Raw genomic sequence first — 19,824 nt, forward strand, 5'->3', positions numbered from 1 at the left:
AGGGAAAGCAGATGAAAAAGTTACTATTAGTGGCATGGGGCTTAGGGAGTTTACTCAGTGGCTCTGTTAATGCGACACAGCTTATCTATACTCCGGTGAATCCAAACTTTGGCGGAAGTTACCTTAACGGTTCATATTTATTGGCCAATGCTTCGGCGCAAAACGATCATAAGAGTGGTGGCTCTGGCTATGTAGCACCGACTGCATTAGAGCGAATGGCGAGCTCGCTTGAGTCACGTTTAATCAGCCAGCTATTTAATGATGCCACTAATGGTCAGGAAGGTTATCTTAAAACTACCGACTTTGAGATCAATGTGGTCAATGAAGATGGTGTCTTGCTAGTGCACATTACCGACATAGTGACAGGTGAGACCACCGTCATTGAAGTCGGCGGTGTGATCGATGAAAGCGGGATAGGTGGATAAGATGAAAAAGTTACTCATTACTAGCCTGCTTATTTTACTTACTGCTTGTTCTTCAACCAGTGAATTCGAGCATATCGAACCCGCTTCAAGCTTAATGCCGAAGAGCGGCAGTTATTATGATTTGATTGGCTTACCTGCGCCTCAAGGCAGTATTGTCGCAGCAGTGTATGATTTTCGCGATCAAACTGGACAATATAAGCCGATCCCGTCGAGTAACTTCTCGACAGCGGTCCCACAAAGTGGCACAGCCTTTCTAGCACAAGCGCTTAATGATTCTGCCTGGTTTGTTCCTGTAGAGCGTGAAGGTTTACAAAACCTGTTAACCGAGCGAAAAATTATTCGTGCAGGATTAAAGGGAGAAGCGGGCAATCTACCTCAATTGAATTCAGCGCAAATACTGATGGAAGGTGGCATTGTCGCTTATGATACCAATATCAAAACTGGTGGGGCGGGTGCACGCTATTTAGGGATTGGGGTTAATTCTCAATTTAGAGTCGATACCGTTACTGTAAACTTACGTGCAGTCGATATCCGAACCGGTAGAGTGCTCAGTAGTGTGACCACGACTAAATCAATCTTGTCTAAAGAGCTATCGGCTGGTGTGTTTAAATTTATCGATGCCCAAGACTTGCTGGAGTCAGAGCTTGGTTACACCTCGAATGAGCCGGTGAGCATCTGTGTTGTGCAAGCAATAGAAAGTGCCGTGGTGCATATGATTGCCGATGGGATCTGGAAGCGTGCATGGAATTTGGGCAGTCCTGATACGGGACTTAAAAATACGGTACTGCAAAAGTATTGGCTTGAAGCGCATTCTGAAGCTAGGGTCAGTGAGCGAATTAAGCAGGGATAGTGTGTTCACCCTTTTAATAAAGGCGCCTGCGGGCGCTTTTTTTATACGCTTTTTATATGAGATGTTTAGATAATTATACGCGCAGGCCAAAAAACGGTAGTGAAGATGACCATTTGTTAATCTGGATTTACATAGTGGCTAGTCATGTGTATACTCTCGTGTGTTTATTGTTCAGTGTAAAAATCACACGCTGAGCTACATATCGAGTTAAGAGGTTATTATGTTCAAGGTTAATACATTAGTTGCTGTTATTGCATTCACTTTTCTTGGACTTGCTTCCACACCGGCCGCAGCTGCAACCGTAGGCTGTGAACGTGCTGGTGGTGTTAAGTGTCAGAAAGTGGGTTACAAGCGTGTAGTTAGAGCACCTGTTGTGGTTGTTCCTAGACATCATCATCATTACAACGCCTTCCGTTCACCGGTACTGACTGCTTTGGGAATTGCGATTATATTGGATGCTGCCGGTAATGCTGTGACTGAAAAAGGCCAGCAAGTGGTTGTATTAGGTGAAGGAAGTGAAGTTAAGAACGTCTATGAAAAAGATGGCGTTGTATATTTAATCAAGGCGTAATTAGCCATGGAAACAAAGGTTAGGGATTTTTCCCGTGTCATTGGTCATCTCGATATTGTGCTGACCATTTTGTTGGCATTACTCACCATAGGTGGTGGGCTTAAACTGCTCTTGAGTTTTGAATTTCATAATTCAATCTGGGCAGTTATTGGCTTGTTGGTGATGGCTTTTAGTCTCTATATCGTTAAAGTCTTACTTATTGGCATTGCAAATACCTTACTGTTGATCGCTCAGAACAGCGTAGAGGCAGCTTGTAAAACATCGAGTCGTAGAGATGTGCTAGATAATACTACAGTGGGGCTAAATGTTATCAAGGTTCGCAGTTTTGGATTATGTTCTTACTGTGATGAGTTTGAGACGAAAAATACCTTAGCTGGCCGCTATATTTGCTCAGAATGTCAGCGAGTTATCATTAAGCTCAATAGAGCTGAGATCTCATCAGTTTCTTAAACAGGTGAAAAGGGAAGCTAAGCTTATTCGGTTAACACCCCCCTCTATCAACAATTTGAAACTAGCAACAATCTGAAAGTGAAACCTCGTTAGTGATCTGATTTACGAAAGGAGACGAGGCTTATTTTCTGCTGGCTTATGTATTTTTCGCTTTAGTTCTTTCCGCATGCAAGAAAGCAAAACCTTGCTTTAAGAAAGAGAATTGTTCTACCTCTGGTAAGGCCTCAACACATTTCAGCATATTTCCAAATGCAGAATCTATCATCAGACGATCAGATAACTTCAAATAATCATATACCACAGGTCTGAGTACGACAGTAAAGTCAGCTGTTAGCTCTTTATATCTCTGCTCTTCAATGGCCGTGGTACTTTGTACGAGTTCACGCATACATAAAGCAGCAAGTAGTGAATTTTTATCACTAAAAGACTGGTATTGAGCCGCTCTAGAGTAGCCAGCTTTTTTATGTACATCTGACATGTTTAACGCAATCATGCCTTTTTCTCGAATGAGTTCAGTTGCAGCGTCTAGTAAAGCTGTCTCTTTGTTTGTCAGCATTAGATACATTCCCTTATAAATTTATCAGTATTTAAAAGGGTTTGCTTGCTGATGTCAATTGGTTTGTATATACATATGTGTAATTTGTTACCTTGGTGTGTTTATGGTTGGTTTTTGGTTTGTAACTCTCGGCTGAAACTTTGCAGTTGTATTTTGTTTGTTGCCTTTTACTTCTATAATTAAATTGAAAATTAACGCTTACTTTTTAGTCTGTTACTTCTACTCTTAAGCTTGATACCATCACAAGTTATCGATTTATGCGTATACTGTGGCAACCCTAATGATAAGAGGACAGTCAAATGGCTGAAGAAACCATATTTAGCAAGATCATTCGACGTGAAATTCCCGCAGAAATCTTATTTCAAGATGATCTAGTGACAGCATTTAGAGACATAGATCCCAAGGCGCCAACGCATATCTTAATCATCCCTAATCATCTTATTCCTACAGCAAACGATGTTAAATCGTCTGATGAAAAAGCCTTAGGTCGCATGGTGACTGTCGCTGCAAAGTTGGCAGCAGAGGCGGGGATTGCAGAAGACGGTTACCGTATCATCATGAACTGTAATAAGCATGGTGGCCAAGAGGTGTTCCATATTCATATGCACTTGCTCGGTGGCTGCTCTTTAGGCCCTATGTTGAACCTTAACAGATAGAATGAGCGGTTAGTCATGCAGGTTAATTCAGATTTTTTCCCTTTGACACAAATTGCGACACGTTTTGTCGAACAGCTTGTTCAATGTCGCCGATTAAAACTCAAAGTACATGAGGCCAGTGAGCATCATGTGCTTATAGAGTTGCCTTACAGTACCGAATTAATCGGTTATCCTGATACTGGGGTTATTCATGGTGGTGTGATCACCACTTTAATGGACACAGCCAGTGGAAGTGCCGTTGTCTGCGCTATTTACGATGAATACAAGTCGTTAGAACTATCGCCGACATTAGACCTTAGGGTCGACTACATGAAGCCTGCAGAGCCTAACAAGCCTGTTTATGGTTTTGCAGAGTGTTATAAAATCTCATCGAGTGTTTCTTTTACCCGAGCCATTGCTTATCAAGATTCGATTGATGATCCCATTGCCCATGCGGTAGGCTCTTTTATGCGCATAAGCCCAGAGATGATTGGTGATGATTTTCGCCAGGCGCTATTAGGTCAGCAAAAAACAGCAGCTGAGCCCATTGCAGAAGAAAGTACTATCCGAGAAACACCATTAGCCAAATCTATCGCCCCAGATAGACAAGCGTTAGATGTTAAACAGCTCGATGGTAAAGAGTTAGACGTAAAGGAAATGGTAAAGAAGGCCACCGAGTTGAATGATTTTGGCCATCTTTTAGGGCATGTTCCTTACACTAACTTTATTGGCATGAGTGTTGAGCGTTTCGGTGACGAATTGGTATTCAGGCTGCCAGCAAAAGATGACAATATTGGCAACCCGATATTGCCCGCCATTCATGGTGGTGTGATTGCTGGATTTATGGAAATGTCTGCTATTGTGCAACTCATGGTGTTTATGAATACATCGAAAGTCCCCAAAGTCGTCGACTTTTCCATTGACTACTTGAGGGCGGGTTACCATAAAGATACGTTTGCCGAATGTAAAATCACCCGCCAAGGACGACGAGTTGCCAATGTGAGCATTAATTGCTGGCAAACCAGTCGTAAAAAACTGATTGCTACGGCAAGGGCGCATTTCTTGATTGATTAATCTAGAAAATAAGCAAGATTTTACTTTCTCTTTGTGGTTAAGTGAGTTCTGGTTTACGTTAAGCTGATATAAAATATACTGGCTCTGTGTTAGGCCGTGATAAACATGTATGAATAGTTTGGAGCGATAAGATGAAGAAATTACTGTTGGCTTTTGTGTCAGTCATGGTTATCACCGCATGTGCACAACATACTGCCGGTGTGATGGCCAGTTCAACGGGGGAGATCCGTGTTGATAATAGCAGCTTTGCGAGTAAGGTTGGCGTTGACCAGCTTAAAGCACGTCAGCAAGGCGATCTGCTACAGGGTGCTGGCGTTATCATGAGTAAGGTATCTACTGACTTAAGGCTTCAGTATAAATTTACTTGGTATGATATCAATGGCTATACACTAGAAGATGATGGCAGCTCTTGGAAGTCATTGAAGCTACATGGTATGCAGCGCATGCAAGTTACCGCAGCAGCACCAAATGCCAATGCCGTTCGCTATGAAATTTATGTGAGAAAAGCCTTTTCTAATTAGTCGGTAACGGCTTATTTCGATGCTTCACCCTAGTTACTCAAGCTATTATTTAATTAAAACGTCAGCCAAGCTGACGTTTTTTTGATCCAAGTACTGTAAATTGCCCATTTGGTGACATATCTTTGTCAACAATTTGTATGATTCATGTATAATCCCGTTTGCCAAGGGGTGAGGCAGTCACATTATTTGACTGTTTCTGAGATGTCATATGACAAACCCTTTGAACCTGATCCGGCTTATACCGGCGTAGGAATGGGCCAATAGGTTTGATGTATTCGTGATGTTCTTATAGAGCATCTGTAGTCGACCACGATTATCCTTTCTCGCTTTTCCAGTTGCCGGATCTCAAAATATAATTTGGGGTCCTATGTATACATTTAAATTTTTATCTTTTGATTCTAGCCTCTTAAAAAGAGTCTCTCCGGTAGCGTTAGCAGTATCTAGCGTATTGGCGAGTAATTTTGCACTGGCTGCAGAACAACCTGAAACGTTAGCCAGCTCCGATGAGATGGAAGTCATTGTGGTGACGTCTGATTTTCGCGGTTCTAGCTTAGACAAGATGCCATCAAGCATTACGGTTATCGATCAGCAGCAAATTGAAGATGAAGGTGCACAACATTTCGAAGATGTGCTTAATTCTATCGCTAACTTTAACTGGTCGGGTGGTAGTTCTCGTCCTAAATACTTCCAAATTCGTGGTGTCGGTGAGCAGGAAGAATATCAAGGCGCCCCCAATTCATCTGTCGGCTACATCATAGATGATATCGATATGTCAGGTCTTGGCATGGTATCGAGCATGTATGACCTACAACAAGTTGAAGTGCTGCGTGGCCCTCAAGGCACACGTTATGGCGCCAATGCGTTGGCTGGCTTGATTTACCTTAAGAGTAACGACCCTACCGATGAATTTGAACATGGTGCAGAAGTCTCAGTAGGTGATGATAATCTCACTACGTTCAGTGGTTTTAGCTCTGGACCTCTGACGGATTCAGGAAAGTTACTCTACCGAGTGTCACTGCAGCAACATCAGCAAAATGGTTATCAAAATAACCTTTATCTTGAACGTGACGATACCAATGCCCGGGATGAGTTTACCGGCCGGGCGAAATTGCGTTGGTATGCCACAGATGATTTACAGATAGATTTGACCCTGCTTCATGCTGACTATGATAATGGCTATGATGTGTGGACCTTAGATAATAATGGTGAGAATACCCTAACAGACGCGCCAGGCGTCGATAAGCAGCGCACCACAGGTAGCTCGCTTAAGTTTACCTATTCAGGTGCCGAGCAGTTCGAACTCGTTTCTTTAACATCATATGCTAACTCTCAGACTCACTATAATTATGATGGTGATTGGGCAAACCCTGATTACTGGGGCGGACTGGATTGTGGCGGTGAGCCTTGCCAATTCGATTATACCTGGGATAAAGAAGGGGAGCGAAATACCATTAGCCAAGAGTTTAGACTCAGCTCAACTGAAGCTGGACGTATCTTTTCTGGTAGCACAGATTGGTTACTGGGTGTTTATGGTATGCGCTTAACTGAAGACAACGACACAGTTGAAGATTATAACGGCTGGTTAGACACGCTTGCTGCCGAATATGAAGCGAATAATACTGCCGTATTTGGCCAATTAGATTCAGATCTCGGTGCGGGTTATGCCTTGTCCTTCGGTCTGAGAGTCGAACGACGTGACAGCGATTACAGTGACAGTGCCGGTGATGAGTTTAGTCCTGGTGAGACCATGTGGGGCGGGCATATTGCCTTGAGTAAGTCGTTAAGTGACAGTCATGAAACTTATGCACGAATCGCTAGAGGTTATAAGGCGGGTGGTTTCAATATGTCATTGCCAGCTGAGCTGTCAGACAAGAAAGAGTATGATACCGAAACTTTATATAACTATGAAATAGGCCTTAAATCTATTTGGCTTGATGGTGATGCCAGTACGAATTTTTCATTATTTTATATGGACAGACGTGATCAGCAAGTTTCAGCATCACTTCAGAACCCTGAAGAACCGCAAAAGTTTATCCTCTTCACTGAAAATGCAGGCAGTTCACATAATTATGGTGCCGAACTTGATGCCAATTGGTATGCAACATCGGATCTTACATTTTATGCCAGCCTAGGTTGGCTAGAAACTGCATATGGTGATTATGCTTATCAAGATAAGTATGGTGGAACGGTGGATCTGACTGGTCGCGAACTGGCTCATTCACCAAACTTTACTTACAGTGCAGGGGCGACTTATCGCACCGACTCTGGTTGGTTCGCTAACTTGACCACCAGTGGTAAGAGTGATTTTTATTATTCAGACAGTAACGAGTCTAAGTCTGAAGCTTATATCATCTTCAATGCCCGTGTCGGTTATGAAACCGATATATGGTCTGCTTACCTTTGGGGTAAGAACTTATCTGATGAACAATACGGTACCCGAGGTTTTTACTTTGGCAACGAGCCAGATCAAGACTGGGCAGACAAGCAATATATACGCTACGGTGATCCGCGCCAGCTAGGGCTGACCGTAAACGTCAAGTTTATGTAACTCAATACTCAGCTATTGCCATTTATAATCAATTTTTTGTCGAGAGTGCTCATTTATGCTTATAAACTCCGCGCACTCTCTTCAAACTTGATTGAAATGTCTGTTACCTTAGCTATTGAGTGATTTACGAGTGAGTTATTTATTTAATTGTGGTGGCAGCTTATATGAAGCGTGTCACCTGAGGTCAAGAAATGAAATTAACAGCCGAGATTAGTTGCTACCCACTGCAAGATAATTATTTAGATCCTATTTTATGGTTTATCGATCGTTTAGATAGTTACGACAATATCGAACGTAAAACCAATGCCATGGCAACACAAGTGTGTGGTGAATATCGCGACGTCATGGCAATGCTTGCTACTGAGATGGAAGCGGCTCATGTAAAATGGGGCAAAGCTGTGTTTGTATGCAAGTTTATTGGTGGTGAGTTAAACCTCTCGCACACGCAATAGCCTTATTCTGTTCAATGTTATGTTGAAATTATACTCGCCAGATCACTGATCCTGGCGAGTATCTGTTTTGGTCTAGGTAATACAATTTCGGGGTCATTTATGATGGACTTTTGGTCGGCACTGCTAAGTACAATCGATGTTGCCTTGATTGAAGCGACGGCTTTAACCGCGTGGGAGGCTATTGCCGTTGTATTGGCTGCCGCCTATCTGGTATTGGCAATGAAAGGCAGTATCTGGTGCTGGGTTGCTGCATTCGCTAGCACGGCAATTTACACTGCACTTTTTTGGAAAGTATCACTCCTGATGGAGTCTGTCCTTAATGTCTATTATATGGCAATGGCTGTCTATGGCTTTAACCAATGGACAAAAGGGCGGAGTGGCGATGCGGCGATAGGTGTCATTTCCTGGAGCTTACAGCGCCACGTTAAATTAATATCTGTGACTGCGATAATCTCTGTTGTAGTCGGTTATCTGATGTCTACCTATACCCAAGCATCGTTTGCTTACTTAGACGCGGCTACGACCTGTTTCGCGGTGATGACCACCTATTTAGTGGCTAAAAAAGTATTAGAAAACTGGCTGTATTGGGTGGTGATAGATTTTGTGTCCATCTACCTTTATTTGCAAAAAGGACTCATGCTGACTTCTCTGTTGTTTATCATGTATGTAGGGATGGCTATCGGGGGTTATTTCCTTTGGCGTACCGCGATGAGTGAGCAAGTCAAAGAGAGTCGTGCTTAACTGATAATTATTAGGAAGTTGTGATGGTTCCAGTTCAAGACTTATTCGTTACGCTCTCAGAAACAGTGAAACTTGAATTGGAGCAAGCGGGGCTACCCTTATCAAAATCGTTAGACGTAAACGTACTCACACACGGTCTCAGTAATCAAAATTACCTGTTTCGTGAGTTTTTAACGGGGAAAGCTTGGGTGCTTAGAGTGAACTCTGCTGCAAGTAGCCATATTTGTGATCGTGGTGCAGAGGTGACTAATTGGCTGATAGCCGCAAAGAAAGGACTCGCACCCTCTCTGTACTATGTCAGCCAAGATATGAAATATTATCTCAGTGAATATATCGAGCAGGACACAGGACTTTGGGGGTGTTTGAACACGGCTAAATCGGCATATCCTTTGCTCGAGGAGTCGGTGCTCTGGCCCGATGCTGATCTTGCACTGCTATCTTTATTAACTCAGCTGTCTGAGCTTCCATGTCCTGAAAATAGCCTATCAGTGTCTAAACAGTGGGCTATTTACCAAGAGTCGATGCAAGACATGGCCAGTGTTATGGAGTTTTCATCCATTACAGAGCATTGGCATGAGTGTCACCATGCGCTGATGTCTCTGCAAGATATTATTAGGCAATGGTTATCCAAATTGGATAAATGTGCAACCGCTGAGCAGTATAGTCATAGAGATCTTAATCCTCATAATTTACTGCTCAGAGAAGGTAAGTTGTACTGTATTGATTTCGAATATGCATGTAGTTCACATCCCTTGTTTGATCTTGCTGGCGTATTGTCGAGTCACGCATTATCGACCTGCCAACGACATCATTTAATCGAAGCATATTTGACTAATCACCCCAAACTCACTTCAACGGCAAGAGATTCACTGCCAGATGCTATTAATATTTACTGGGTCTTTGCCGCATGCTGGTCATTATTAATGGCTGCAGATGAAGTCGGTAACTCAGGTGTTATGGTGGAACAAGAACGAGCTTCTCCTCATCAGGCATCGCAATACCTAGAGTGTTTCAAACAGTTTTATGCGCTAATACAAAAACATGAGTAAAATATAGTCTGCCTGCAGCGGCATTTATGCATTTCTGTTTATTAAAAAGACGATAGAAGTGATATGAATGAACAAGTGAAAGATAAATGGCTTCAACATGGTCTATTCTGTCAATAGAGATAGAAAGGAGCAAACATGTTAGTGGTCAACGCATATAAAAAATTTTTAGGGTTAATGGAACAAATATCGGGACTGGCTCCCTTAGCCCTGAGGTTATATCTCGCGCCTGTTTTAATGCAGGCGGGTTATAACAAGTTATCTCACTTTAGCGATACAGTTGCCTGGTTTGGCAATCCTGACTGGGGGCTAGGTCTGCCTATGCCCGAAGTGATGGTAGCCATGGCGGCTGGAACTGAGTTTTTCGGTGGTTTCTTATTGATCATAGGTTTAGCCACACGGCTTATCTCAATCCCCTTGCTAGCAACCATGCTGGTAGCTGCATTTTCAGTGCATTGGAATAATGGCTGGTTAGCGATAGCCGATGGTGGCTCTTGGCTGGCAAATGATCAGGTATTGGCTGCGGGTGAGAAACTCAGTGCCGCTAAGACTATTTTACAGGAACATGGAAATTACGAATGGCTAACGAGTTCAGGTAATTTTGTCATCCTAAATAATGGTATCGAGTTTGCTGTCACTTATTCGATTATGCTGTTGGCCTTAATTGCTTTAGGGGGCGGGCGTTATACCAGTGTGGATTATTTTCTGCGTAAACGCTTCATAAGCAATACAGCTGATTAGTTTGCAATATTTCCTTATAAAGTAAATCCCACCAATTTGGTGGGATTTTTTTAATGCCTTTGTTATTCTGTTTTGCACGTAACTTAAATCAAAGGATGCTCTCTTGGACGCGACAGAATTACTGTTAACTCGACAATCTTGCCCACGCTTGGTTGAGCCCGCTCCCAATGAACAACAACTCAAGACGATATTAGATGCTGGCATGCGCGTCCCCGATCATGCAGGCTTGACTCCTTGGGAGTTTATTATCGCCCAAGGAGAAGGACTTTCTCGTTTAGGTAACATATTTCTTGATGCGGTGATAAAAAATGGTGGCGATGACGCTAAGCAAATTAAAGCCCAATCTATGCCGCTTAGGGCACCTATGGTCATTGCCGTTGTGGCAAAACCTAAGCTCCATGCTAAGGTGCCAGAACTAGAGCAGTTAATCGCTGCTGGTTGTGCAACGATGGCGATGCAACAAGCGGCTTTTGCTATGGGACTCGGTGGCATATGGCGTACCGGAGAGTTTGCATTTGATAAAGGGGTTCACCAAGATTTAGGCTTATCTGCGGATGACCAAATTGTTGGTTTTCTTTACTTGGGGACGCCAGCAATAAAGGCGCCAATAAAATCGAGTAAGGCTTGCGATGAGTTCGTGCGCTATCTTTAAAATAGGTTAACTATTGGTGAGATGCCCCAGTGTATAGTGATGGGGCATTTAGTTCATTTAGTTAGCCAGCGATGGATCACCTCCCTGATATTGCCAGACCCACATCCAACTTCTCAAACCAATCAAGAAACTGACCCACTTGCTCTCCTTTAAAGATACGACCATGTTGTGGACATAAATAATCGATATCGAGCTTTCTGACTCTAGTTATCCAATCATTTTTAGCACTATTTGATGGCATCCACCTTTGGTGGAAATAACTCATCTTTTTAGTGTGTTCTTCAAAGTCATCGACGAATATATCGACATTATGATCTTCAAGTGCAGCGCCTACGTCGCCAGACATTAATATTTTCGCTGCTGGATCGTAAACATGGAAATTACCTGAAGCGTGTAGGTAATGTGCCGGAATAAATTGCACTTCAACCTGATCGAGTAATAGCCTGCTGCCTTCATCTGGTATCGCTTCATAGCTAATGTTGTGCATGCCAAAATGTCGAATAAATCCTTCCCACAGCCAAGGAGAGTAGAGCTTAGCACCTGGCAATGTTTGATCCCATAATCCAAGAGAAGAGATGATGTCTGGATCTTGATGAGAGGCAAAAAGGTGGGTGAGTTTCTCCAAAGGTATATGTTTAACTATGTTCGCCAGCATAGGCGCAAATAGTTCAATACCACCAGGGTCCATCAATAGGGCTTTATTTTCTGTCACCAGCATATATTGATTGGTATCGATTATTTTATCGGGTTTTTCAGGATCTCTGCCAAAGTAGATCCACTGGTGAGTGGGGGTTTCAACGATTAACTGGCTTTTCATCTGTTCTAGCTCCCTGTTAAAAATGAGTGTCCATAATTTTTACAACAGCCTCAGTAATTGCTATCGAGGCTGAATTTTATATATTTAATTATTGTTTAGGCGGCTTCAGAGGATGGCGAAGTATCAAATAATGCTATGGCATTATCGACACGCTGACGTATCTGATTTGCAACGCTATCGACACGGTTAGCGACATCGTTAAAGGTGGCTTGATTGGCAATATCAACTCTGCATGCTTCTATTCTGCAGATTGAGGCTAAGATGTTAGCTGTTCGCAAGTTTCTCTTTAACTCGTGCAGTTGTAGTTCCATCTGAGTGATTAACCCTTGAAATGACTTCTGTAACTGAGCGTAAAGGTTGGCGGTTTTTGTTACAGCGGGTTCCATACTTGCAGCATATTTTGCTTGTGTTGCATTTCGTTTGGCTTTTTCGAAGTGTTTAAGTGCGGTTGCTGCTCTTGCGGTATCCGTTGCCAGCTTACTGGCTGAGTGCGCTAAAGTATTAATGTCTGTTGCCGCCTTCATGGTGTAGGAGGCAAGGTCATCAATAAAACCTGTTAATGCTTTAAAGCCTAAGGCGGCATTGCCCACCCTTGAGGAGGCTGCTTGGGCATTGCTAGCGGTAAGATTTATTTGTTTACAATAGGTTAGAGTGTGGTTTAATTCTGCAGCGACAACGGCGGCAATCACGTAATATTGACTGACTTGAGTGCGTTTCCTTGACATAGTTCTAGCTTCCTCTGCGTGACTGAAACAAGTATAGTCGATATAAAGTAAGTCAAAGGCTTAGGAACAAAAATTGATTGTTTTAGAAACGACTAGGTTGAGATTAAGACATGTAAGATTGACGGATGCTGAATTTATCTTAGAGCTACTTAACACCCCTGGTTTTATCGATAATATTGGCGATAGAGGAGTGAGAGATCTGCTTCAAGCTGAAACTTACCTCATCGATGGACCTATATCTAGCTATCAACAAAATGGTTTTGGCCTTTACTTGGTTGAACGTAAAGAGAGTGGAGAGGCTATAGGCTTATGTGGCCTGGTAAAGCGACCTCAGCTCGATGAGCCAGATTTAGGTTATGCTTTTCTGCCTGCATTTTGGGGGAAGGGCTATGCTATCGAATCCTCACTTGCGGTTGTGGAGTACAGTAAGCGCTTAGCTATCAGTCAGTTGCTAGGAATTGTGAGTCCTGGAAATGATCCGTCAATCGCGGTACTTGAAAAACTGGGTATGGTGTTTGATTCAGTTTTACATTGGGATGAGGATGACTCAGAAGTATTGTTATATCGATTAAATATCTATTAATCAGGCTATCCTCTAAAAGGCTAGGGAGAGAAAAGTGGAAAATGCAGTTATGGCAGAGTGTTTAGCAGGCGAATTAGTTGTTTTAGAACCATTAACATTAGAGCATGTCCCCGCCTTATCATTAGCTGTGACAGATGGTGAACTTTGGCTGCTTTGGTTTACCAGTGTCCCTCACCCTGATGAGATGAAAGCGTATGTTGAATCTGCTCAAGCAGCTGAAAAACAGGGTGAAGCATTAGCGTTTGCCGTTAGGGATAAACGTTCTGGTGAGGTGATAGGTTCGACTCGGATCTGTTCGTGGGATCAAGCCAACCGACGTCTTGAAATTGGCTATACCTGGTATGCAAAGCGAGCACAAAAAACCGGAATAAATAGTGAAGCAAAGCGACTATTGCTTAGTTATGCCTTTGAGACGTTAGATGTGATGGCGGTGGAATTCAGAACACATTGGCACAATCAAGCATCGAGGGAGGCTATTACTCGATTGGGGGCAAAACAAGATGGTGTGCTACGCAATCATAAGCTGCTCAAAGATGGCACAGTTAGAGATACTGTTGTGTACTCTATCATCGACAAGGAATGGCCAAGGGTAAAGCAGGATTTACAGTTTAGATTGCAGCAATATTCGATAGATTAAATGAATTTACTGGTCACTGATGTGTGTGGTATTCGTGCATCGCGATCATTTTATCCGATATCAAATTAGATCTACAATCTGACTCTTAGCGCATCGAAGGGAAAAAGAACTAGACATTTTAGATGACTGACTTAATATTTAGGCTCTACTAAACTAGTAAAACGTTAATGAGCTTGAATAGATTTAATTTCAACCGCTTAAGAAATGTATTGCTACTATTATAACGTCTAGAGCCAACATGCTCAATTTGTGCCTGATCTAGCTTCAGTGCGTTGAGTAATAAAAAGGAATCATAATGTCGACTTCAGCCTCCCCCTTCGCCTTTAAGAAGAACACGACTCGAAAGCTTGCTAAAACTACCCTGATGAGCTTACCACTAGTCTTGTTGGTGCAAACTTCTGTTAAAGCGGCTCCCTCTGAAGCTGAAATTATTTTCAGTAATGAAGTCATTGAATGTGCTTCTTACTATCAAATTAGCTCTGATGCGATAGCAAAAATGGATGCTCCACAGATGAAAGCTGTGGGGGATAGATTGAAGAATACCTCTATTGAAGCGCTTACTTTGGCGCAAAAGTATCAGTCTGATGAAGCCGTTGCAGATGTCTTGTCTGAGGTTCAGCAGAAACAGTTAGCTGCTCTACCAGATAATAAGAGCTTAGGAAGATTGATGGGTAAGTATAAAGATAGTTGTAAATCGTTACTTGCTGAGCCTCAGAAAAGGCTGGATTATTGGATCATGGCAACCATGTAAGTCGCCGCAGTGATACAGCGTCAATTATCCTAATAAAAAAGAGCCTGCTGGCTCTTTTTTGCAATAAAGTTAAGCTTTATACTGTCTATCATATATAGCCGATATTTCAGGTGCTAAACCCCGCTTAAGGAACTCAATGAACTATTTTTTTATCGCAGCAGCAATATTGAGTTTAACGACTTGTGTGGGGCATTTTACTTACGGGGTGACGAACTACCTCAAACCTATGCTTAATGCTTCTTTCGATCCTGTTGCAAAAGCAGTCATACATTGTGTTTTTCATTATGTATCTGCGTTTCTGGTGCTGTCGACGCTAGTACTCGCTGGTTGCGGTTTAGATCTCGTGGCCTATATGCAAGGGATAAGTCTGGTGCTATTTGTTGCACTCAACTTTGCATTATTCGCTATTTGGCAGATTTACATCGCTTTTGTTAGTGATATTAAATCACCATTTAAACACCTTTTTCAGTGGAGTTTGTTTTCAGCTATTTCTGCATTGAGCCTTATGGGGATCTATCTTAACTAAATCGCAGCGCTAAATTGAAACCGTTTGTTGGTTCATATTTATTGATCTTATGTGACTCCCTTCTCCCTTATTATTTGATTGCTTTGCAAAGTTAATTAAATTCAATTGCATGCCCGCTTCTTTGTCAGGCATTGTATATACCCTAAATATCGAAATAATCATTGAACTTGATGCGCTTATAACACTCTTTTGTGTGGTAGAGATAAAAAGCCGAACACCGGTTTTGATGAAAATATAACTGGAAACAAAATTCCAGAGATTGAGTATGTGTGTGGATAAGATAATATTATGATTAAAGTCAGTGGATTAACTAAAGAATATCAGATGGGTGACGCGTCAGTTTTTGCGCTCAGAGGCGTTGACTTCACCATTAAGAAAAATGAATTTGTGGCTATCATGGGACCATCTGGTTCTGGAAAATCAACCTTGATGAATATCATAGGTTGTTTAGATAAGCCCAGCTCCGGCAGTTATCAATTGAATACTCAGGAAGTGGCCAGTCTTGATGATGACGCCTTATCTGCAGTTCGTAATAAAGACATAGGCTTTGTATTTCAAAGTTTTCACCTGCTGCCAAGAATGAGCGCGCTGCAAAATGTTTTACTTCCCTTAAGGTTTGCTTCACCTCCTAATGATGATACCCGTTATGCAACTGAGCTATTGACGAGAGTGGGTCTTGGTACGCGACAAGATCATCGACCCAATCAACTTTCTGGTGGGCAAAGGCAAAGAGTGGCGATAGCTCGTGCTCTGGTGAATAAACCGGCTATTTTGCTGGCTGATGAACCGACAGGGGCACTGGATAGTAAAACATCCGTTGAGATCATGGAGCTGTTTACTGAGTTACATAAAGCCGGGCAAACCATTATCTTAGTGACGCATGAAGAGGAAGTCGCAGCTTATGCACAGCGAGTGATCCGCATGCGTGATGGCAGCATTGTTGAAATTGAAGAGCGAGGCGCTTATGCCGCCTAAACGTGTCATTAGAAAGCATTATATGAACAAACCACCTATTGAAATAGAATCTAAGCTGTGGTCTGCAGCCATGCTCTTGATAGTCAGCCTTGCCATACCTTTTAGTGTACCGGTAAATGCTGGTGAGCCATCGACAACTTCAGCTTCGCAAGGGCAGGTAAGTCAAAGTGATCGGCAGTTATTATTAACCGGTCAAATCTCTTCAGTTCAATCACAAGCTTTTATGGTGCCCAAGGCTGGGGATGCCTGGCGTTACCAAATTCAATGGATGTTACCCGAAGGGACTATCACTGAGCCAGGTCAGACCGTGGTCATTTTTGACAAGAGTCAGCTTGCCAATCAAATAGAGCAGCTAGAAGCAAGTCTTTTAAGAGTCACGGCTCAGGAACAAAGCCAAAATATCGATCTTACTGCGAGTGTATTACAGGCTCAATTTGATCTAAAGCAGAAGCAATCAGAGCTTGAAAAGAGCCAGTTGGATGCCGCAGTACCCTCGAATTATATCGCAGCAAAAGATTATGCAGAGAATCAGTTTAAGCTTATGCAAGCGCATAGTGAGCTATCGAAAGTAAAACAAGCGTTGAAAGAAGTGTTGGATAAACAATCTGCCAGTAAATCGCAGCTAGCCATCGACAGAAGTCGGGCAAAATTGGAACTCAAACAGGCGTTAAATGGTTTAGAGCAATTGGAGCTAAAGGCAGAAATTAAAGGGCCAGTACTTTATGGCAGCGATCCGCGTAATGATAAGAAGTTCGCCGTCGGTGATACGGTTCAAATAGGCCGCCAAGTTGCCATTGTTCCTGCGATGGAAGAGTTAGAGGTCATCGCTTGGGTAAACGAAGTTGATGTGGATAAAATCTCTGTTGGTACACCAGTCACCTTGAGGCTCGACTCTCAGACCAATAAACCTTTTAAAGGCAGTATCAAAGAGATTGGCCGCCAAGCACAAAAGAAGATGGCTTGGGGAAATAGTAACTGGTTTAAAGTTGAAGTGAAATTTGAGCCCGGTGACAACATAAAAATTGTACCCGGCATGAGCGTGTTAGTGAGTACTGGAGATATAACATGAGGATGCATCTATACCCTGTGCCTTTTTGTCGCTTTATTAAGGTATTCCCTCTTGTTTTTAGTAGCATACTGATGACAGCCTGCAGTGGTGAACCTGTAACTTCTGTTGAAAAAGGAGTGTTAACTCAAAGCATTGAAGCAAGTGGAGAGCTGGTCTCTGCGGATACCGTCTCTATGATGCCGCCTTCAATACGTAGGGTTTGGCAATACCAAGTAAAAATGTTGGCGCCTGAGGGGTCTAAGGTCAAGCAAGGCGATCTTGTTGCACAGTTAGACACCTCTGAGCTGACACAGAGATTGTCGGTTAAAGCGGCCAAATTAGATGCGACGCTACAAGATATAGCAACCTCAAAATTACGTAATGCTAAGCGGCTAGAGGTATTGAGACTCGAGCTTGCTGAAGCTCAAATGAACGTTGAAAAGGCTGAACGTAAATTTAACTTGTCTGATGAAACTGTGGCTAAAATAGATAAAATCAAGTATGAAAAAGATGCCGTTATTGCAAGAGATAAATTGGTTTTAACGGAAAAAAAGCTTGATTTAGAAAACCAAAGTGCCAAGCAAAGAGAAGCGATGTTAGAGGGGGATAAGCAAAAATTTGCCTCTGAAGTTGCAGCGTTAAAAAGAGGCATTGATTCCTTAACGCTCATCGCGCCTCGTGAAGGCATGGTGGTTTATGGTAATGATTCACAAGGTAATAAAATTAAGGAAGGCCAATCTGTTTTTATGGGGGATGCGGTACTGAGCATTCCAGACCTAAATCATATGCAGGTGAACATGACAATACCGGAAGTAGAAGCTAGCCGGGTAAAGTTAGGTCAGAAGCTAAAAATCAGGCTGGATGCGAATCCGGATAAAGTTTTTCATGGAGAAATTATCGAGCTCGGTGCTGTTTTTAGGCATAAAAACCAAGAGATCCCGCTGGTGATTTTTGATGCCGTAGCGAGTATTTTTGAAGCTGATACGGAGCTAATGCGCCCTGGGATGACAGCTAAAATTTCTATCGATATTGCTAATGAAACCGAAGAACTATTGCTTTCTCTCGATGCGGTTCATTATGAAGCAGGTCAGGCTTATGTACTTTTACCTAGCCTGTTTGGTGAGACCAAGCAAAATGTGAGGATAGCAACTATTGGCAAAGAGCAAGTCTCTATTCGTTCGGGTCTCGAAGTGGGTCAAGAGGTGCTACTGCCATGATCAATAATGTAATAAACGTGTCTAAGTTAATCTCTGCAGGCTTATTGTTACTGCTGACGTTAACGGCGTGCAGTCAGCAGTCACAAGACGGCGTGTTGACGATGAATGTAACTCGTGGTGATTTTAATGTTGATATCCCAGCGCTTGGGGAGCTCGAAGCCAGTCAATCTACCTCAGTCATTGTACCAACGGGCCTTAGAGGGCCGCAGTCTTTAGCTTGGATTTTAGATAACTTTAGTCAAGTTCGGGCGGGTGATGTGGTTGCCAGAATGGATCCAACCCGTGAAAACTATCGCTTGAAGATGGAGCAATTTGACTTCGATAAGTTGGCGTTTGATAGTCAGATGCAAACAGAGAAAGATAAAACCATCAGTAAAACCTTATCCAGCGGAACACAAATCACTAGCGAAGAGAAAGATTTAGCCGAGCGTTTCTTCAGTGAAGATGAGCGGGTATATACCAAGATTGAGATCATCGATCAGATGCGCAACCAAGATTATTTGGTGGCAAAAATGCATTATTTTGATTGGGGACTCGATAAACATGGCGAGCAGGCAGATGCAGAACAGGAGTTGATTAAACTGAAACAAAAAGGTCACTCAGCTAAGATAAATCGGTTTGAGAACAATCTTAATCAAATGGAGATCATCGCGCCTCATGATGGCTTGTTTGTTTATCAGGCTGGCTGGGATGGATCGTTTCCCGTGGTTGGCGATATGATGTGGTCTGGCTTCTCTATTGGTCTCCTGCCTGATATTTCAGTCATGCAAGCAAAATTGTATGTGCAGGAGTCAGAAGCGGCAGGTTTAGCACTGGGTAAAACCGCAACGGTTTACCTGGACGCTTATCCGGATAAAGCTTTTGCAGGTAAAGTGACTCAAGTCGATGCGCTAGCTAAGCCAAAGGAGAAAGATAGCCCGGTTAACTACTTTCAATTTACCATCAGTTTAGACAAAACCTTAGTGGAGATAATGCAGCCGGGTAGGCAAGTTCAAGCTCAGGTACATCTATTTAATCTGCAAGATGTGCTCACTGTGCCTAATCAGGCATTATTTCAAAAAGAGGGTCAATATTGGGTTTACCTCAAAACGAGTGCAGGTTTTATTAAACAAGTTGTGATGCCAGGAAACCGTAGCCTTAATCGCACAGAGATAACAGATGGATTGACCGAAGGGGATGTGATTGCACTCACGACGCCTCCAAAAAGGAGCCGAGTATGAATATAATCATAGTGATCGCCGAGAGGCTGAACCAAGTTGATGTGATTGCGATTACGACGCCGC

The 19,824-nt window shown here is 42.7% G+C and carries 24 protein-coding genes and 1 riboswitch; of the genes, 21 read left to right on the plus strand and 3 right to left on the minus strand.

Translation table 11 applies throughout. The annotated features are described in order from the left end of the window. The first annotated feature begins 11 nt into the window (after positions 1–11). The 4 genes from FM038_RS09375 (at position 12) to FM038_RS09390 (ending at position 2,296) form a co-directional block, all read left to right on the plus strand. Positions 12–425, plus strand: coding sequence for a curli assembly protein CsgF (locus FM038_RS09375; RefSeq protein ID WP_142870458.1), 414 nt, complete (start codon positions 12–14; stop codon positions 423–425). Position 426: 1 nt separating this feature from the next. Further along, on the plus strand, positions 427–1,275 hold the full coding sequence (locus FM038_RS09380) for a CsgG/HfaB family protein (RefSeq protein ID WP_142870459.1): 849 nt from the start codon (positions 427–429) through the stop codon (positions 1,273–1,275). A gap of 220 nt (positions 1,276–1,495) precedes the next feature. Further along, a complete protein-coding gene (locus FM038_RS09385) occupies positions 1,496–1,846 on the plus strand; it encodes a hypothetical protein (RefSeq protein WP_223293039.1) in 351 nt (116 codons plus the stop codon). Between the two features lie 6 nt (positions 1,847–1,852). Next, positions 1,853–2,296 (plus strand): hypothetical protein, encoded by a 444-nt coding sequence (locus tag FM038_RS09390; RefSeq protein ID WP_142870460.1) that lies wholly within the window; start codon positions 1,853–1,855, stop codon positions 2,294–2,296. Between the two features lie 136 nt (positions 2,297–2,432). Here FM038_RS09390 and FM038_RS09395 read toward each other — a convergent pair whose 3' ends face one another. After that, a complete protein-coding gene (locus FM038_RS09395; protein WP_142870461.1) occupies positions 2,433–2,852 on the minus strand; it encodes a helix-turn-helix domain-containing protein in 420 nt (139 codons plus the stop codon). Between the two features lie 299 nt (positions 2,853–3,151). Here FM038_RS09395 and hinT point away from each other — a divergent pair, with 299 nt between their 5' ends. The 9 genes from hinT to FM038_RS09440 all read left to right on the plus strand — a co-directional run bounded on the left by hinT (position 3,152) and on the right by FM038_RS09440 (position 11,262). Beyond that, a complete protein-coding gene (gene hinT, locus FM038_RS09400) occupies positions 3,152–3,508 on the plus strand; it encodes a purine nucleoside phosphoramidase (protein WP_142870462.1) in 357 nt (118 codons plus the stop codon). Between the two features lie 15 nt (positions 3,509–3,523). Next, positions 3,524–4,561: a PaaI family thioesterase gene (locus FM038_RS09405; protein ID WP_142870463.1), complete on the plus strand. Its 1,038-nt coding sequence runs from the start codon at positions 3,524–3,526 to the stop codon at positions 4,559–4,561. A 131-nt stretch (positions 4,562–4,692) separates the two neighbouring features. Next, positions 4,693–5,082: a YcfL family putative periplasmic lipoprotein gene (locus FM038_RS09410; RefSeq protein WP_142870464.1), complete on the plus strand. Its 390-nt coding sequence runs from the start codon at positions 4,693–4,695 to the stop codon at positions 5,080–5,082. Positions 5,083–5,236: 154 nt separating this feature from the next. Next, a riboswitch (TPP riboswitch) is annotated at positions 5,237–5,352 on the plus strand. 97 nt (positions 5,353–5,449) lie between these two features. Further along, entirely contained in the window at positions 5,450–7,630 is a 2,181-nt protein-coding gene (locus tag FM038_RS09415; protein WP_142870465.1) for a TonB-dependent receptor, read from the plus strand. 191 nt (positions 7,631–7,821) lie between these two features. Beyond that, the gene (locus FM038_RS09420) at positions 7,822–8,082 is read left to right on the plus strand and encodes a hypothetical protein (RefSeq protein ID WP_142870466.1); all 261 of its coding nucleotides are present in this window, start codon (positions 7,822–7,824) and stop codon (positions 8,080–8,082) included. A gap of 99 nt (positions 8,083–8,181) precedes the next feature. Next, positions 8,182–8,823: a nicotinamide riboside transporter PnuC gene (gene pnuC, locus FM038_RS09425; protein ID WP_142870467.1), complete on the plus strand. Its 642-nt coding sequence runs from the start codon at positions 8,182–8,184 to the stop codon at positions 8,821–8,823. 23 nt (positions 8,824–8,846) lie between these two features. Next, positions 8,847–9,872, plus strand: coding sequence for a phosphotransferase (locus FM038_RS09430; protein WP_142870468.1), 1,026 nt, complete (start codon positions 8,847–8,849; stop codon positions 9,870–9,872). Positions 9,873–10,007: 135 nt separating this feature from the next. Continuing rightward, positions 10,008–10,610: an HvfX family Cu-binding RiPP maturation protein gene (locus FM038_RS09435; RefSeq protein WP_142870469.1), complete on the plus strand. Its 603-nt coding sequence runs from the start codon at positions 10,008–10,010 to the stop codon at positions 10,608–10,610. 103 nt (positions 10,611–10,713) lie between these two features. Beyond that, the gene (locus FM038_RS09440) at positions 10,714–11,262 is read left to right on the plus strand and encodes an NAD(P)H nitroreductase (RefSeq protein ID WP_195873236.1); all 549 of its coding nucleotides are present in this window, start codon (positions 10,714–10,716) and stop codon (positions 11,260–11,262) included. A 76-nt stretch (positions 11,263–11,338) separates the two neighbouring features. Here FM038_RS09440 and FM038_RS09445 read toward each other — a convergent pair whose 3' ends face one another. Together FM038_RS09445 and FM038_RS09450 are read right to left on the minus strand one after the other, a co-directional pair. Beyond that, positions 11,339–12,079 carry an oxygen-binding di-iron domain-containing protein gene (locus FM038_RS09445; protein WP_142870470.1) on the minus strand — a complete coding sequence of 247 codons (741 nt, stop codon included), beginning with the start codon at positions 12,077–12,079 and terminating at the stop codon, positions 11,339–11,341. 95 nt (positions 12,080–12,174) lie between these two features. Further along, complete coding sequence (locus FM038_RS09450; RefSeq protein ID WP_142870471.1) at positions 12,175–12,804, minus strand: chemotaxis protein; 630 nt, start codon at positions 12,802–12,804, stop codon at positions 12,175–12,177. 73 nt (positions 12,805–12,877) lie between these two features. On the opposite strand from FM038_RS09450, the gene FM038_RS09455 reads away from it, so the two are divergent. The 8 genes from FM038_RS09455 (at position 12,878) to FM038_RS09490 (ending at position 19,761) form a co-directional block, all read left to right on the plus strand. After that, a complete protein-coding gene (locus FM038_RS09455) occupies positions 12,878–13,387 on the plus strand; it encodes a GNAT family N-acetyltransferase (protein WP_142870472.1) in 510 nt (169 codons plus the stop codon). Between the two features lie 49 nt (positions 13,388–13,436). Further along, on the plus strand, positions 13,437–14,024 hold the full coding sequence (locus FM038_RS09460) for a GNAT family N-acetyltransferase (RefSeq protein ID WP_142870623.1): 588 nt from the start codon (positions 13,437–13,439) through the stop codon (positions 14,022–14,024). Positions 14,025–14,388: 364 nt separating this feature from the next. Next, on the plus strand, positions 14,389–14,775 hold the full coding sequence (locus FM038_RS09465) for a hypothetical protein (protein ID WP_142870624.1): 387 nt from the start codon (positions 14,389–14,391) through the stop codon (positions 14,773–14,775). A 136-nt stretch (positions 14,776–14,911) separates the two neighbouring features. After that, entirely contained in the window at positions 14,912–15,301 is a 390-nt protein-coding gene (locus tag FM038_RS09470; RefSeq protein WP_142870473.1) for a hypothetical protein, read from the plus strand. Between the two features lie 288 nt (positions 15,302–15,589). After that, positions 15,590–16,276, plus strand: a complete 687-nt coding sequence (locus FM038_RS09475; RefSeq protein WP_142870474.1) for an ABC transporter ATP-binding protein — start codon at positions 15,590–15,592, stop codon at positions 16,274–16,276. Between the two features lie 22 nt (positions 16,277–16,298). Further along, entirely contained in the window at positions 16,299–17,345 is a 1,047-nt protein-coding gene (locus FM038_RS09480) for an HlyD family secretion protein (protein WP_142870475.1), read from the plus strand. Beyond that, the gene (locus FM038_RS09485; protein WP_223293040.1) at positions 17,342–18,541 is read left to right on the plus strand and encodes an efflux RND transporter periplasmic adaptor subunit; all 1,200 of its coding nucleotides are present in this window, start codon (positions 17,342–17,344) and stop codon (positions 18,539–18,541) included. Before FM038_RS09480 ends, FM038_RS09485 begins: the two co-directional genes overlap by 4 nt. Further along, complete coding sequence (locus FM038_RS09490) at positions 18,538–19,761, plus strand: efflux RND transporter periplasmic adaptor subunit (protein WP_142870476.1); 1,224 nt, start codon at positions 18,538–18,540, stop codon at positions 19,759–19,761. Before FM038_RS09485 ends, FM038_RS09490 begins: the two co-directional genes overlap by 4 nt. The last annotated feature ends 63 nt before the right edge of the window (positions 19,762–19,824 follow it).

The sequence above is a fragment of the Shewanella eurypsychrophilus genome, assembly GCF_007004545.3.
In the GTDB taxonomy this organism is placed as follows: Bacteria; Pseudomonadota; Gammaproteobacteria; order Enterobacterales; family Shewanellaceae; genus Shewanella; species Shewanella eurypsychrophilus.

What these genes read in the sequence shown, in the direction of transcription:
- FM038_RS09375 (WP_142870458.1), top strand. Translation starts at nt 12, where the DNA reads ATGAAAAAGTTACTATTAGTGGCATGGGGCTTAGGGAGTTTACTCAGT.
- FM038_RS09380 (WP_142870459.1), top strand. Translation starts at nt 427, where the DNA reads ATGAAAAAGTTACTCATTACTAGCCTGCTTATTTTACTTACTGCTTGT.
- FM038_RS09385 (WP_223293039.1), top strand. Translation starts at nt 1,496, where the DNA reads ATGTTCAAGGTTAATACATTAGTTGCTGTTATTGCATTCACTTTTCTT.
- FM038_RS09390 (WP_142870460.1), top strand. Translation starts at nt 1,853, where the DNA reads ATGGAAACAAAGGTTAGGGATTTTTCCCGTGTCATTGGTCATCTCGAT.
- FM038_RS09395 (WP_142870461.1), bottom strand. Translation starts at nt 2,852, where the DNA reads ATGCTGACAAACAAAGAGACAGCTTTACTAGACGCTGCAACTGAACTC.
- hinT (WP_142870462.1), top strand. Translation starts at nt 3,152, where the DNA reads ATGGCTGAAGAAACCATATTTAGCAAGATCATTCGACGTGAAATTCCC.
- FM038_RS09405 (WP_142870463.1), top strand. Translation starts at nt 3,524, where the DNA reads ATGCAGGTTAATTCAGATTTTTTCCCTTTGACACAAATTGCGACACGT.
- FM038_RS09410 (WP_142870464.1), top strand. Translation starts at nt 4,693, where the DNA reads ATGAAGAAATTACTGTTGGCTTTTGTGTCAGTCATGGTTATCACCGCA.
- FM038_RS09415 (WP_142870465.1), top strand. Translation starts at nt 5,450, where the DNA reads ATGTATACATTTAAATTTTTATCTTTTGATTCTAGCCTCTTAAAAAGA.
- FM038_RS09420 (WP_142870466.1), top strand. Translation starts at nt 7,822, where the DNA reads ATGAAATTAACAGCCGAGATTAGTTGCTACCCACTGCAAGATAATTAT.
- pnuC (WP_142870467.1), top strand. Translation starts at nt 8,182, where the DNA reads ATGATGGACTTTTGGTCGGCACTGCTAAGTACAATCGATGTTGCCTTG.
- FM038_RS09430 (WP_142870468.1), top strand. Translation starts at nt 8,847, where the DNA reads ATGGTTCCAGTTCAAGACTTATTCGTTACGCTCTCAGAAACAGTGAAA.
- FM038_RS09435 (WP_142870469.1), top strand. Translation starts at nt 10,008, where the DNA reads ATGTTAGTGGTCAACGCATATAAAAAATTTTTAGGGTTAATGGAACAA.
- FM038_RS09445 (WP_142870470.1), bottom strand. Translation starts at nt 12,079, where the DNA reads ATGAAAAGCCAGTTAATCGTTGAAACCCCCACTCACCAGTGGATCTAC.
- FM038_RS09450 (WP_142870471.1), bottom strand. Translation starts at nt 12,804, where the DNA reads ATGTCAAGGAAACGCACTCAAGTCAGTCAATATTACGTGATTGCCGCC.
- FM038_RS09460 (WP_142870623.1), top strand. Translation starts at nt 13,437, where the DNA reads ATGGCAGAGTGTTTAGCAGGCGAATTAGTTGTTTTAGAACCATTAACA.
- FM038_RS09465 (WP_142870624.1), top strand. Translation starts at nt 14,389, where the DNA reads ATGAGCTTACCACTAGTCTTGTTGGTGCAAACTTCTGTTAAAGCGGCT.
- FM038_RS09470 (WP_142870473.1), top strand. Translation starts at nt 14,912, where the DNA reads ATGAACTATTTTTTTATCGCAGCAGCAATATTGAGTTTAACGACTTGT.
- FM038_RS09475 (WP_142870474.1), top strand. Translation starts at nt 15,590, where the DNA reads ATGATTAAAGTCAGTGGATTAACTAAAGAATATCAGATGGGTGACGCG.
- FM038_RS09480 (WP_142870475.1), top strand. Translation starts at nt 16,299, where the DNA reads ATGAACAAACCACCTATTGAAATAGAATCTAAGCTGTGGTCTGCAGCC.
- FM038_RS09485 (WP_223293040.1), top strand. Translation starts at nt 17,342, where the DNA reads ATGAGGATGCATCTATACCCTGTGCCTTTTTGTCGCTTTATTAAGGTA.
- FM038_RS09490 (WP_142870476.1), top strand. Translation starts at nt 18,538, where the DNA reads ATGATCAATAATGTAATAAACGTGTCTAAGTTAATCTCTGCAGGCTTA.